The 12,560-nt window shown below is 59.2% G+C and carries 9 protein-coding genes; 5 read left to right on the top strand and 4 right to left on the bottom strand.

Annotated elements, in window-relative coordinates:
* Window positions 1-2 precede the first annotated feature (2 nt).
* Window positions 3-1,490 carry a histidine--tRNA ligase gene (gene hisS / locus AC2FGE_RS10425; RefSeq protein ID WP_496819158.1) on the bottom strand — a complete coding sequence of 496 codons (1,488 nt, stop codon included), beginning with the start codon at window positions 1,488-1,490 and terminating at the stop codon, window positions 3-5.
* A 125-nt stretch (window positions 1,491-1,615) separates the two neighbouring features.
* On the opposite strand from hisS, the gene AC2FGE_RS10420 reads away from it, so the two are divergent.
* Window positions 1,616-1,810: a SlyX family protein gene (locus AC2FGE_RS10420; protein ID WP_496819157.1), complete on the top strand. Its 195-nt coding sequence runs from the start codon at window positions 1,616-1,618 to the stop codon at window positions 1,808-1,810.
* 4 nt (window positions 1,811-1,814) lie between these two features.
* Here AC2FGE_RS10420 and AC2FGE_RS10415 read toward each other — a convergent pair whose 3' ends face one another.
* From AC2FGE_RS10415 to dnaE, 3 genes are all read right to left on the bottom strand, one after another.
* On the bottom strand, window positions 1,815-2,192 hold the full coding sequence (locus AC2FGE_RS10415) for a hypothetical protein (RefSeq protein WP_496819156.1): 378 nt from the start codon (window positions 2,190-2,192) through the stop codon (window positions 1,815-1,817).
* On the bottom strand, window positions 2,189-2,401 hold the full coding sequence (locus tag AC2FGE_RS10410; protein WP_496819155.1) for a YMGG-like glycine zipper-containing protein: 213 nt from the start codon (window positions 2,399-2,401) through the stop codon (window positions 2,189-2,191). The genes AC2FGE_RS10415 and AC2FGE_RS10410 overlap by 4 nt, the downstream gene beginning before the upstream one ends.
* 83 nt (window positions 2,402-2,484) lie before the next feature.
* On the bottom strand, window positions 2,485-5,985 hold the full coding sequence (gene dnaE, locus AC2FGE_RS10405) for a DNA polymerase III subunit alpha (protein WP_496819154.1): 3,501 nt from the start codon (window positions 5,983-5,985) through the stop codon (window positions 2,485-2,487).
* A 344-nt stretch (window positions 5,986-6,329) separates the two neighbouring features.
* Between dnaE and xdhA the strand changes: the two genes are divergently transcribed.
* Genes xdhA through AC2FGE_RS10385 form a run of 4 tightly spaced genes read left to right on the top strand, consistent with a single transcriptional unit; the run spans window position 6,330 to window position 12,539 of the window.
* A complete protein-coding gene (xdhA, locus tag AC2FGE_RS10400; RefSeq protein ID WP_496819153.1) occupies window positions 6,330-7,691 on the top strand; it encodes a xanthine dehydrogenase small subunit in 1,362 nt (453 codons plus the stop codon).
* Entirely contained in the window at window positions 7,688-10,090 is a 2,403-nt protein-coding gene (gene xdhB, locus AC2FGE_RS10395) for a xanthine dehydrogenase molybdopterin binding subunit (protein WP_496819152.1), read from the top strand. Before xdhA ends, xdhB begins: the two co-directional genes overlap by 4 nt.
* Complete coding sequence (gene xdhC, locus AC2FGE_RS10390) at window positions 10,090-11,025, top strand: xanthine dehydrogenase accessory protein XdhC (RefSeq protein ID WP_496819151.1); 936 nt, start codon at window positions 10,090-10,092, stop codon at window positions 11,023-11,025. The genes xdhB and xdhC overlap by 1 nt, the downstream gene beginning before the upstream one ends.
* The gene (locus AC2FGE_RS10385) at window positions 11,022-12,539 is read left to right on the top strand and encodes an ABC transporter ATP-binding protein (RefSeq protein ID WP_496819150.1); all 1,518 of its coding nucleotides are present in this window, start codon (window positions 11,022-11,024) and stop codon (window positions 12,537-12,539) included. The genes xdhC and AC2FGE_RS10385 overlap by 4 nt, the downstream gene beginning before the upstream one ends.
* Window positions 12,540-12,560 lie beyond the last annotated feature (21 nt).

Raw genomic sequence — 12,560 nt, 5'->3', positions numbered from 1 at the left:
GGTCAGTCCTGACTGTCCAGAATTTCACGCACTTTGGCGACCAGACCCCCACGCGGCACTTCGAACTGGCTGGGGCGTTCTTTCCATTCCTCAAGCGTGGCGCTTTCGGCGATCTTCGCACCAAGGATCAGGTCTTTGATCTGAACGATCCCGTTGGCCTTTTCGTCACCGCCTTCGATCACTGCTATCGGAGAGTTCCGCTTGTCCGCATATTTCAGTTGATTGCCGAAATTCTTTGGGTTGCCCAAATAAACCTCGGCCCGGATACCGGCATTGCGCAGTTCGGCCACTATCGCCTGATAATCAGCCATGCGATCACGGTCCATGACTGTGACGACCACCGGACCTGTGGCTTGTGCGCTCAGGCGACCTTTTTCGCGCAGGGCGGCCAGCAGGCGATCAACGCCGATGGAGATGCCGGTCGCAGGCACTTCCTGCCCGGTGAATCGCTTGACCAGATCGTCATATCGACCACCACCCGAGACCGAGCCAAACTGTCGCTTGCGGCCTTTCTCGTCGAAAATCTCAAAGGTTAGTTCTGCCTCATAAACCGGACCGGTGTAGTAGCCGAGACCGCGCACAACCGATGGGTCGATCTCAATCCGGTCAGACCCATAGCTGCCTGCATCCAGCAGCGCACCGATCTGTTCCAGTTCAGCAATGCCGTCAGCGCCGATCTTGCTGTCGCCCACAGCGGCGCGCAAGTTGGCCAGCGTACCGGCCGTATCACCAGCTTTGGACGTCAGGAAGGCAATGACCGGCTCAGCCTGATCTTCGCTGAGACCGACACCATCAATGAACGCACCCGAGGCATCCAGACGCCCTTTGGTCAGAAGCTCGCGGACACCGGCCTCTCCCACCTTGTCGAACTTGTCGATGGTGCGCAGGACATTGTCGCGGGCGGCAGCATCTTCGCCCAGTCCCATCGCCTCCAGCACACCGTTCAGGACTTTGCGATTGTTCACGCGCACCAGATAGTCACCGCGCGGAATGCCGACGGTTTCCAGCGCATCCGACAGCATCGCGCAGATCTCGGCATCCGCAGCCATCGACGCCGTGCCAACTGTATCCGCATCACACTGATAAAACTGACGATACCGTCCCGGCCCAGGCTTCTCGTTCCGCCAGACCGGCCCCATCGCGTAACGTCGGTACGGCGTCGACAGGTCATTGCGGTGCTGCGCATAGACACGTGCCAGAGGCGCGGTCAGGTCATAGCGCAAGGCCATCCAGTCGCCATTACCACCTTCGTCAAACTCCTGCCAAGCGAAGACGCCCTCGTTCGGGCGATCCACGTCAGGCAGGAACTTGCCCAGCGCTTCTACTGTCTCAACCGCACTGCTTTCCAAGGCGTCGAACCCGTAACGATGATACACGCCCGCAATCGTCCGCAGCATCTCGGTGCGCTGCGTGACTTCCTTGCCGAAATAGTCACGGAACCCTTTTGGCGTTACGGCCTTGGGGCGGGGCTGTTTCTTGGGCTTGGCCATGTGGGGCGTCCTTGGGGCATAGTGTTCCGCGCGCGGTCTATCCCATGGTCTGTTTCGGGGCAAGGCGGGGTTTCTCTGGCCAGGGCGTCACAGGGTCGCTATGAGACGCCTGTAAGGAGAACCCAATGCAGCATCTGGAAGAACAGATCGCCCATCTGACCCGCACGGTGGAAGAGTTAAACTCGGTCGTCACAAGCCAGCAGAGCGAGATCGACCGCCTGACCCGGCGTGTTGAGATGCTGTTACAGCGCGAGGCCGAACGTGCGCAGGAAGGGTCCGGCGGGGTTGTCTTTGGAGACGAACGCCCGCCGCATTATTGATACATCAAAGGCCCAGCGTCGATCTGACGGCGTCGTCCACGACCCCGCCCAGTAGCGCGTCTTTATCCTCGGCGCAGCCCGCTCTCAAAGCGGCGATGAACGTCTCACGCAGCTGAGCTTTGTCTTCGTCTGAGCCCGCATGCTCAGTGATGTCGATCTGACGGTTGTAGATCGACAGCGCTGTCATCTTTTCGACGACCCCGTAGATAAACGTCTCATCGCCATCAGCCTCTTCCACCACCGTGGCGCAGGTGTGATACATGAGCGGCAGCGCATCCTGCACCATCTGTTCAGCTGCTTCGTCAGCATGGGCCAGACCTGGCAGAGCCATGCAAAAGCAGGCCAATACGGGTTTCAAGGTGTTCACACGCATCACACTCATTTCCAGTTATGTCCGATGAAGGCCCCGGCCACGCCACCAATAGCCGCACCCTTGCCATCGCCCAGCAGCGCGCCGACCCCAGCGCCGATCAAGGCGCCTTCGATGGTGTTCTTTTTCTTCTTGTCGTCCGCCATCCCAGCCGACGCCAGCGCAAGGGACGCCACAGCCGCTAGTGCAAGGGATCGTATCATCACAGCCGATATCTTCATAAGGAAACCCTCCTGCGTAATTCCAGAACCAATCTGCAAATCAGCCTAGCGGGGCGGGTCTGGTCTGGCAACAAAAGCCGGGGTTAGAACTCCTCGACTGACATTACGCCTTCCAGCGATTTGATCGCCCCTTTGATCTGTGGATTTATCGGAAAAACCTGCCCCAAATCCATCTCAACTTCGCCCGGAAGGCCGGGATCCATCAGGCATAGTTGAATAGGCCCGCGTGCGGCGCCCTTGGCAGCGCTGGCCGCGTCATCCAACACCTTGGCCACAGTGGGCAGCACCTGAGGCTGATCCACAAAGATACGCAACCCGGTTGCACCAGCATCGGCCACGACAGAATCCACGGGTCCAACAGACCTGCCCAGCAGCTTCAACTGATCAGCCTCCATCGTCGCTTCGGCTGTCAGCACCACTTGCGCCCCGGTTTCAAGGAACTCGCGACACTTCTCCAGAGTGTCTGAGAACAGCGTGACCTCATAGGCTCCGGTCGGATCGGAGAGCTGAGCAAACGCAAAGCGATTGCCGCGCGCAGATTTCCTTTCCTGACGTCCGGCGACAACACCCGCCATTTTAGCAATCAACGGCCCCGAGCGTGCTTTTTCCATCACCTCATCCAAGGTCAATACCTGCTTGCGTTTCAAAGCTGGCATATAGTCATCCAGCGGGTGCCCCGAGAGATAGAAGCCGATCGCCTTGAACTCCTCACTCAAACGTTCCGCAGGCAACCAATCCGGCGTTGGCGACAGGCGCGGTTCGGGCAGGTCATCGCCCGCTTCACCAAACAGCGACACCTGGTTCGAGTTTTTCTGTTCATGAATTGCGGCTGAATATTGCACCAGCGGGTCGAGGCTTTCGAACACGCGGCGACGGTTTTTATCGAGCTCATCGAAGGCCCCAGCTCGCGCCAGCATTTCAAGCGGTCGCTTGCCGACCCGTTTCAGATCGACCCGCCGGGCAAAATCGAACAGGTTCACGAACGGTTTCCCGCCTCGTCCTTCGACCACCAGGTTCATCGCCTCAACGCCCACGTTTTTCAACGCGCCCAACGCATACACCAGATGCCCGTCCACAACATCGAAAGTTGCCTGAGAACGGTTCACGCAGGGCGGCACATAAGGCAGTTCCAACCCCTTACGGACCTCTTCGAAGTAGACAGCCAGCTTGTCGGTCAGATGGATGTCGCAGTTCATGACCCCTGCCATGAACTCAACCGGGTGGTTCGCCTTCAGCCAACCTGTCTGATAGCTGACCACCGCATAGGCCGCCGCATGGGATTTGTTGAAACCATAGTTGGCGAACTTGTCCAGAAGGTTCCAGACCTCGATCGCCTTGGCCTCATCCACATTATTCTCGGCGGCACCTTTCAGGAATTTGGGCCGTTCGGCGTCCATCGCCTCTTGAATTTTCTTGCCCATCGCGCGGCGCAACAGATCTGCCCCACCAAGGCTATAGCCTGCCATTTCCTGAGCGATCTGCATCACCTGTTCCTGGTAGACGATGATGCCTTGGGTTTCGTCCAGGATATGATCAATCGAAGGGTGTAGCGTGTCCCGTTCGCTGAGCTTGTTCTTGACCTCGCAGAACTTGGGGATGTTCTCCATCGGGCCGGGACGGTAGAGCGCGACAAGGGCGATGATGTCCTCGATACAGTCGGGCTTCATTCGCTTCAGCGCGTCCATCATGCCCGAGGATTCCACCTGGAACACTGCCACCGTCTTGGCTGCGGAATAGAGCTTGTACGTCGCCTCATCATCCAGCGGGATCGCGTTAATCTGGTTAACGGCTCCTTCCGCTGGTTCATACAACTCTCTACCATCTGGGGCGATGTGCAAATCCCGCCCGGATTTGAAAATCAAATCCATTGCATTCTGGATCACGGTCAGGGTTTTCAAACCCAGAAAGTCGAACTTTACCAGCCCGGCCTGTTCAACCCATTTCATATTGAACTGGGTCGCGGGCATGTCAGAGCGCGGGTCCTGATACAACGGCACCAGCGCGTCCAGCGGCCGGTCTCCGATCACCACCCCCGCCGCGTGGGTTGAAGCGTTGCGTAAAAGCCCCTCGACCTGCTGGCCGTAAGTCAGCAGGCGATCCACGACCTCCTCGCTGCGCGCTTCTTCGCGCAGGCGCGGTTCGTCTTTCAGCGCCTTTTCGATGGATACCGGTTTGACACCTTCGACCGGGATCATCTTGGACAGCCGGTCGACCTGACCATACGGCATCTGCAGCACCCGCCCGATGTCACGCACAGCAGCTTTCGACAGCAACGCACCAAAGGTGATGATCTGCCCCACCTTGTCGCGCCCGTATTTCTGCTGCACATAGCGGATCACCTCTTCGCGGCGGTCCATGCAGAAGTCGATATCGAAGTCCGGCATCGAAACCCGTTCGGGGTTCAGGAACCGTTCGAACAGCAGTGAATAGCGCAGCGGGTCAAGATCGGTAATCGTCAGCGCATAAGCCACGAGCGAGCCCGCGCCCGAGCCCCGCCCCGGCCCCACCGGAATATCGTGATCCTTGGCCCATTGGATAAAGTCCGCAACGATCAGAAAATAGCCGGGGAACCCCATGCCTTCGATGATCCCAAGCTCAAAATCCAGCCGTTCCTGATATTCCTCGGGCGTTACTGCATGAGGGATCACAGCCAAACGTTTTTGCAGCCCCTCATTCGCGATACGGCGCAATTCGGCGACCTCATCATCAGCAAATTTCGGCAAGATCGGATCACGACGATAGGCCATGAAGGCACAGCGCTTGGCGATCTCGACCGTGTTTTCGATGGCCTCAGGTAAATCGGCGAACAGAGTCGCCATCTCTTGCTGCGACTTAAAATAATGCTGCGCAGTCAGGCGGCGACGGCCTTCCTGTTGATCGACATAGGCACCCTCGGCAATACAGATCAGCGCGTCATGCGCCTCATACATGTCCGAGGTCGGGAAGTAGACGTCGTTGGTGGCAACAAGCGGCAGGTTCTTGGCATAAGCCATCTCGACATGGCCGCGCTCGGTCAGGCGCTCGGCCTCGGGCTGACCGTCCTCGCCGGGATGGCGCTGCAATTCAATATAAAGACGGTCCGGGAACATCCCCGCCAACCGATCCACCAGAACCTCAGCCGCTGGGCGCTGACCTTGCTGCAGCAAAAGACCCACAGGGCCTTCTGGCCCCCCGCTTAGGCAGATCAAACCCTCCGAGCGATCCGCAAGTTCGTCTAGCGTGACCTGCGGCAGCTGCCCGCCCTTGTCCACATAAAGGCACGAGCTTAGCTTCATCAGGTTCTCATACCCGACCTCCGACTGTGCCAACAAAACCAGCGGCGCAGGCGCCTTGGGCTTTTCCCCAGGCTGCGCCTGCACATAGGTCAGATCGACCTGACATCCCATGATTGGCTGTATGCCCGACCCGCTGGCCGTGACCGAGAACTCCAAAGCCGAGAACATGGAATTGGTATCCGTCACCGCAACTGCGGGCATCTCTGCCTTCTCGCAAAGCCCCGGCAGCTTTTTCAGCCGTACGGCGCCTTCCAGTAGGGAATATTCAGTGTGAACACGGAGGTGAATGAATCGGGGAGTACTGCTCATGTCACCTAAGCTACCTCAGCCGGACAGGCGGCAAAAGCCGGAACCGCAGCGTCGAAACGCCTAAATAATCAACAGCTATTATTCGGCTTTTTCAGAAGGTGCTTCGGAATTCCTCGGGCGGCACGACGAAAAATTGCTTTCATTACAAGCAACTATTCTGCAGATAGGTGCAACACACGTAAGCTGCGGATGTTCAATAGTGTATTATGTAGGCAGTTTTTCTTGCCAGATAAGCCATGCTGTTTCTAACATCACACGGCAAGCTATCCGCCCGCCACTCTTTCTACGTCGCATCGAAGGAGGGCACCGAAGGGCGCAACAGGGTAAGGCGACGGGTTTCTCGAATGAATATCACGTTTCTTCTGAACGGAGAGACAGTGGAGCTGACGGACATCAATCCGACAGCCACCCTGCTGGACTGGCTGCGCGAGGATCGCGGCCTGACCGGCACCAAAGAAGGCTGCAACGAAGGCGACTGCGGCGCCTGCACCGTCATGGTGACGGACGCAGATGGTCACAAGGCGCTCAATTCCTGCATCCTCTTCCTGCCCCAATTGCACGGCAAAGCCGTCCGCACCGTCGAAGGGGCCAATGGCCCGAATGGTGAGGTGCATCCCGTTCAACAGACCATGGTTGATCTGCACGGTTCGCAATGCGGCTTTTGCACACCCGGCTTTGTCATGTCGATGGTTGCTGGCCATACGAATGGCGTAACTGATCATGACACCCAGCTTGCTGGGAACCTGTGCCGTTGCACGGGCTATGCACCCATTGTCCGCGCAGCAAAAGCGGCTGAAGTTCGGCCTGTACCTGTCTGGGTGAAAGACAAACCGATCGAGACGCCAGCCCCTTCCCCGATATTACCGGGCTCATGCGACGAACTGGCAGTGGCTTACGCGGAACACCCGGACGCCACGCTTGTCGCCGGGGCGACTGATGTCGGCTTGTGGGTCACCAAGCAGTTGCGCGATCTCGACCCGGTGATTTTCCTCAGCCGCTGCGACGACCTGAAACAGATCACCATTGCAGATGACGAAATCCGCTTCGGGGCCATGGTCGATATGAACCGCATGGGCGAGGCGCTGGCCGATCTGCACCCCGCCTACGCCGAGATGATCCGCCGCTATGCCAGCATTCAGGTGCGCCATGCGGCCACCGTCGGCGGCAACATCGCGAACGGCTCTCCTATCGGGGACAACCCACCCGCGCTGATTGCTTTGGATGCAACTTTGCACCTTCGCAAAGGCGGCGCCCGCAGGTCCCTTCCTTTGGAAGATTTCTTCATCGACTACGGCAAACAAGACCGCGCTCCCGGCGAATTTGTCGAGGCCGTCAGTTTCCCGCGTCAGGCGGATCGACTGAAGGCTTACAAGCTCAGCAAACGGTTCGATCAGGATATCTCGGCCGTGTGCGGGTGTTTCAATGTCACCGTTTCAGAGGGCACGGTTACACAAGCGCGCATCGCGTTTGGTGGCATGGCTGGCACTCCGAAACGAGCAACCCATGTAGAGGCGGCACTCATCGGCAAACCTTGGTTGCGCGAGGTGATTGACGCCGCGCTGCCCGCGTTTGCCGAAGATTATTCACCACTTACGGACATGCGCGCCTCGGCGACCTACCGACTGGAGACCGCCAAAGCGATGCTGGAACGGTATTTCCTAGAAGATCTGGGCGAAGTGACCGACGTGCTGAAGGTGACGGCATGAGCGTGACCAAACCCCTCCCCCACGACGCTGCCCCGCTGCATGTGGCAGGTGCCGCGCGCTATGTGGATGACATCCCGGCGCCAAGGGGTACGCTCCATCTGGCTTTTGGTCTGAGCCCGATTGCCAAAGGCACGATCACCGCAATGGACCTATCGGCGGTGAAAGCTGCGGATGGCGTGGTGCAAGTGATGACGGCGGAGGATCTACCTTTTGCCAACGATGTCTCGCCCTCGATCCATGATGAGCCACTGTTGTCGGATGGCACGGTGCACTACATCGGTCAGCCCGTGTTTCTTGTCATCGCTACAAGCCATTTGGCCGCCCGCAAAGCCGCGCGTCTAGGCAAGATCAATTATGCCGAAGACACCCCGATCCTGACGGTCGAAGAGGCGCTGGCCGCCGACAGCCGGTTCGAAGATGGCCCGCGCATTTATGCTAAGGGGGATGCGGACGCAGCTATTGCAAGCGCAACTCATGTGATCGAGGGGACGTTTGAACTGGGCGGACAAGAGCACTTCTACCTCGAAGGTCAGGCCGCACTGGCCGTTCCGAATGAAGGTGCGGATATGCTGGTCCACAGTTCCACCCAGCATCCAACCGAGATTCAGCACAAGGTGGCCGATGCTCTGGGCGTTCCCATGCATGCCGTTCGGGTCGAAACCCGCCGGATGGGCGGCGGCTTCGGCGGCAAGGAAAGTCAGGGCAACGCCCTGGCCGTGGCCTGTGCCATCGCTGCCTGCGCCACCGGTAAAGCCTGCAAGATGCGCTATGACCGCGATGATGATATGACCATAACTGGCAAGCGCCACGCCTTCCGCATTGCCTACAAGGCCGGGTTTGATGAGAACGGCCATGTTCAAGGCGTCTCGTTCCATCACTATGTCATCTGCGGCTGGGCGCAGGATTTGTCGCTGCCCGTCGCCGACCGTGCGATGCTGCATTCGGACAACGCCTACCTGCTGCCCAATGCGCGGATAGAGAGCCATCGTCTGAAAACCAACACCCAATCCGCCACCGCCTATCGTGGGTTTGGCGGACCTCAGGGCATGGTGGGCATCGAGCGGGTGATGGACCATGCCGCGCATGAGTTGGGACTGGACCCGGTCGAACTGCGCCGTCGGAACTACTATGAACCGGCGCATCTCTTGGCGGACCCGCCAGTACCGGAGAAACCGCTGGGCCACCCCGACCCGCATGAAGACCTGACCAGCCGTGGCGCGGTTGAAACCGGCAACGCCCCGGTGCGCGCCCTGCCCGCAGACGGCAACACGACGCCCTACGGCATGGAGGTCAGCGACTTCGAACTGCATGGCATGACCGAAGCTTTGCTGAAATCCAGCGATTATGCCGCGCGTAAAGCCGCCATCGAAAAATGGAACACCGAAAACAGTGTGATCAAGAAGGGCATCGCCTTCTCGCCAGTCAAGTTCGGGATTTCCTTCACGCTGACCCATCTGAATCAGGCGGGTGCGTTGGTGCATGTGTATCAGGACGGCTCGGTTCACCTGAATCATGGCGGCACCGAGATGGGTCAGGGCCTGTTCCAGAAAGTCGCGCAGGTCGCTGCGTCGCGCTTTGGCATCCCGCTGGAGATGGTCAAGATCACCGCAACCGATACGGCCAAAGTGCCGAACACCTCGGCCACGGCGGCGTCTTCGGGCAGTGACCTGAACGGCATGGCGGTCAAAGCAGCCTGCGACACGATCCGTGACCGCATGGCCGACTATCTGGCAGAGCGCCATCAGGCCGACCCGTCGACGGTGGTCTTCGCCGATGGCCATGTGTCGGTCGGTGCAGAGCGATACACATTCGCCGAAGCCGTCGCACTGGTCTATCAAGGGCGCATCAGCCTGTCGGCAACCGGGTTCTACAAAACACCCAAGATCGAATGGGACAGGATCGCAGGCCGGGGGCGTCCGTTCTTTTACTTCGCCTACGGGGCCTCGGTGACCGAGGTCGCTGTGGACACACTAACCGGCGAAAACCGCATTCTGCGCACCGATATCCTGCATGACGCAGGTTCCTCGCTGAACCCCGCGCTCGATATCGGACAGGTTGAAGGCGGCTATGTGCAAGGCGCAGGCTGGCTGACGACCGAGGAACTGGTCTGGGACGGCAAGGGCAATTTGCGCACACACGCGCCCTCGACCTACAAGATCCCCGCCTGCTCGGACCGGCCTGACATCTTCAACGTCGCGCTTTGGGGTGGCGAGAACCGCGAGGACACGATTTATCGCTCGAAAGCGGTGGGTGAGCCGCCTTTCATGCTGGGTATTTCGGCATGGTTGGCCCTGTCGAATGCGGTCGCAGCTTGTGGTGAAGGCTATCCGGCGTTGGATGCACCCGCCACGGCCGAGGAAGTCTGGCGCGGCGTCCAGCGGATGAAAGGAGGTATCTGATGGGCTTCGACCTGGAGGCTTTGAGGGAGGCGGTCAAAACCCACGGAAAAGTGACTCGGGTGGTCATCGCCGCGATCAAGGGCTCGTCCCCGCGCGAGGTGGGTGCCGCGATGTTGGTCTGGCTGGGTGGCCAGAGCGGAACGATCGGCGGCGGCACGTTGGAGTTTCAGGCCGCCGAAGCCGCGCGGTCCCAAACCGTCCACGCCCGTCTGACCCACCACGCGCTTGGCCCCGAATTGGGCCAATGCTGCGGCGGTGCAGTATCACTGTTCAGCGAGGTCTTTGATCTAAACGCACTTGAAGCACTCGACGACACGGTTATTGCGCGATCCGCTTCGGAAGACGAAATGCCTCTGTCTGTGAAACGGTTGCTGGCAACTGCGCGCGGTCAGGGGATTGCCCCCGAACCGCAACTGATAGAAGGCTGGATGGTAGAACCTGTTCACAAACCCACGCGGGGTCTTTGGATCTGGGGTGCTGGCCATGTAGGCCGAGCACTGGTTGACGTTCTGTCCCCCCTGCCCGAAATCGCGATCACCTGGGTCGACACCGGACCCGAGCGTTTCCCGACTTCAATCCCAGCAGGTGTAACCACCGTTCCGGCGGCCAAACCAGCCGAGCTGGTTCGCCATGCACCGCCTAATGCCGAGCATCTAGTGCTTACTTATTCACACAATCTGGATTTAGAGCTGTGCAACCGGCTGCTTTCGCATGATTTCCGCTTTGCGGGGTTGATCGGCTCAGCTACGAAATGGGCGCGATTCCGGTCGCGGCTGGCAGCTCTTGGGCATTCGCCTGAACAGATCAGCCGGATCACCTGTCCAATCGGCGATCCAGCTCTGGGCAAACACCCACAAATGATCGCCGTTGGCGTCGCCGCGCAGCTTCTGCGTCCGGCCCGACAGACTGAGTTAAAGAAGGACCTGAGCGCGTGACCACTCCTCTTTTAAGCCTGCAAGGGCTGACCAAGGCCTATCCTGGCGTCGTGGCCAATGATCAGGTGTCATTCGACATCGGCGAAGGCGAAGTTCACGCGTTATTGGGCGAAAACGGCGCTGGGAAATCCACACTGGTCAAGATGATCTATGGGCTGGTGAAGCCGGACAGCGGCACCATGATGCTGCGCGGCCAACCTTTCGCCCCAGCGGAACCCCGCGCGGCGCGGGCGGATGGGATTGCGATGGTGTTCCAGCACTTCTCACTGTTCGATGCGCTGAACGTGGCCGAAAATATCGCACTGGGGATGGAGAACCCGCCTGCGATGGGTGATCTGGCCTCTCGTATCCGCGAGGTGTCGGAAACCTACGGGTTGCCGTTGGACCCCTATCGCACCGTGGGTGACCTGTCCGCGGGGGAGCGTCAACGTGTTGAAATCATTCGATGCCTTTTGCAAGACCCCAAGCTTTTGATCATGGACGAACCGACCTCGGTTTTGACCCCGCAAGAGGTCGAAATCCTGTTTGAGACGCTAAACAAGCTGCGGTCTGAGGGCACCTCAATCCTCTATATTTCGCACAAGCTCGAAGAGATCCGCACGCTGTGCGACCACGCCACAATCCTGCGTTTGGGTAAGAATGTGGGAGAATGCGTGCCGTCTGAAACTTCAGCCCGTGACATGGCCGAGATGATGGTGGGATCAACTTTGCAAACCCCGGAACGGTCTGGCCGCGCATTCGGCGAGGTCGCGTTGGATGTGAGCGGTTTGTCGGTGCCTTCCCCTTCGGAATTCGGAACCGCGCTGAAGAACGTCCACATGACCGTCCGCAAAGGCGAAGTTCTGGGGATCGGTGGCGTCGCTGGGAACGGGCAGGATGAATTGCTGGGCGTGTTGTCTGGTGAAATCCAAACCGCCGCTGATGCGATCAAGTTCAACGGCCAACCGATTGGCAAGCTGGGCCCCACCGCGCGTCGCAAGCAGGGCGTGCTGACCGCGCCCGAGGAACGGCTGGGTCATGCCGCCGCACCCGATATGAGCCTGACGGAAAACGCCCTGCTCACGGGATCGGTAAGGGAGGGGCTGGAAAACAACGGTTTTCTGAAATGGGCTGATACAAAGAGCTTTGCTGAGAAAATCATCAGCGCGTTCGATGTGCGCACGCCGGGACCCGAAAACGCCGCGCGGTCGCTGTCAGGGGGAAACCTGCAGAAATTCGTAATTGGTCGTGAGGTGCTGCAAAACCCGGATGTTCTGGTGGTGAACCAGCCCACATGGGGCGTGGATGCGGCCGCTGCGGCGTCGATCCGGCAGGCCATTTTGGACCTGGCCGCCAAAGGAACCGCCGTCATTTGTATCTCGCAAGACCTGGATGAGTTGATGGAAATCTCGGACAGTTTCGCCGCGTTGAACGAAGGCCGGCTGAGCGCCCCGCGCGAGACCACGGGCCTGACGGTCGACGAGATTGGCCTGATGATGGGCGGCGCGCATGGCATGGAGGTGGCCCATGTGTGATCCGATATCCGACTTTGGCGA

The sequence above is a fragment of the Ruegeria sp. YTSA075 genome, from assembly GCF_059610245.1.
Note: the sequence above shows the minus strand (reverse complement) of the source record. Positions and strands in the feature narration are given on the sequence as shown.

Bases quoted from the DNA above. Each gene is read 5' to 3' on its own strand.
- AC2FGE_RS10420 (WP_496819157.1), top strand. From the start codon at position 1,616: ATGCAGCATCTGGAAGAACAGATCGCCCATCTGACCCGCACGGTGGAA.
- dnaE (WP_496819154.1), bottom strand. From the start codon at position 5,985: ATGAGCAGTACTCCCCGATTCATTCACCTCCGTGTTCACACTGAATAT.
- xdhA (WP_496819153.1), top strand. From the start codon at position 6,330: ATGAATATCACGTTTCTTCTGAACGGAGAGACAGTGGAGCTGACGGAC.
- AC2FGE_RS10410 (WP_496819155.1), bottom strand. From the start codon at position 2,401: ATGAAGATATCGGCTGTGATGATACGATCCCTTGCACTAGCGGCTGTG.
- AC2FGE_RS10415 (WP_496819156.1), bottom strand. From the start codon at position 2,192: ATGAGTGTGATGCGTGTGAACACCTTGAAACCCGTATTGGCCTGCTTT.
- xdhB (WP_496819152.1), top strand. From the start codon at position 7,688: ATGAGCGTGACCAAACCCCTCCCCCACGACGCTGCCCCGCTGCATGTG.
- hisS (WP_496819158.1), bottom strand. From the start codon at position 1,490: ATGGCCAAGCCCAAGAAACAGCCCCGCCCCAAGGCCGTAACGCCAAAA.
- xdhC (WP_496819151.1), top strand. From the start codon at position 10,090: ATGGGCTTCGACCTGGAGGCTTTGAGGGAGGCGGTCAAAACCCACGGA.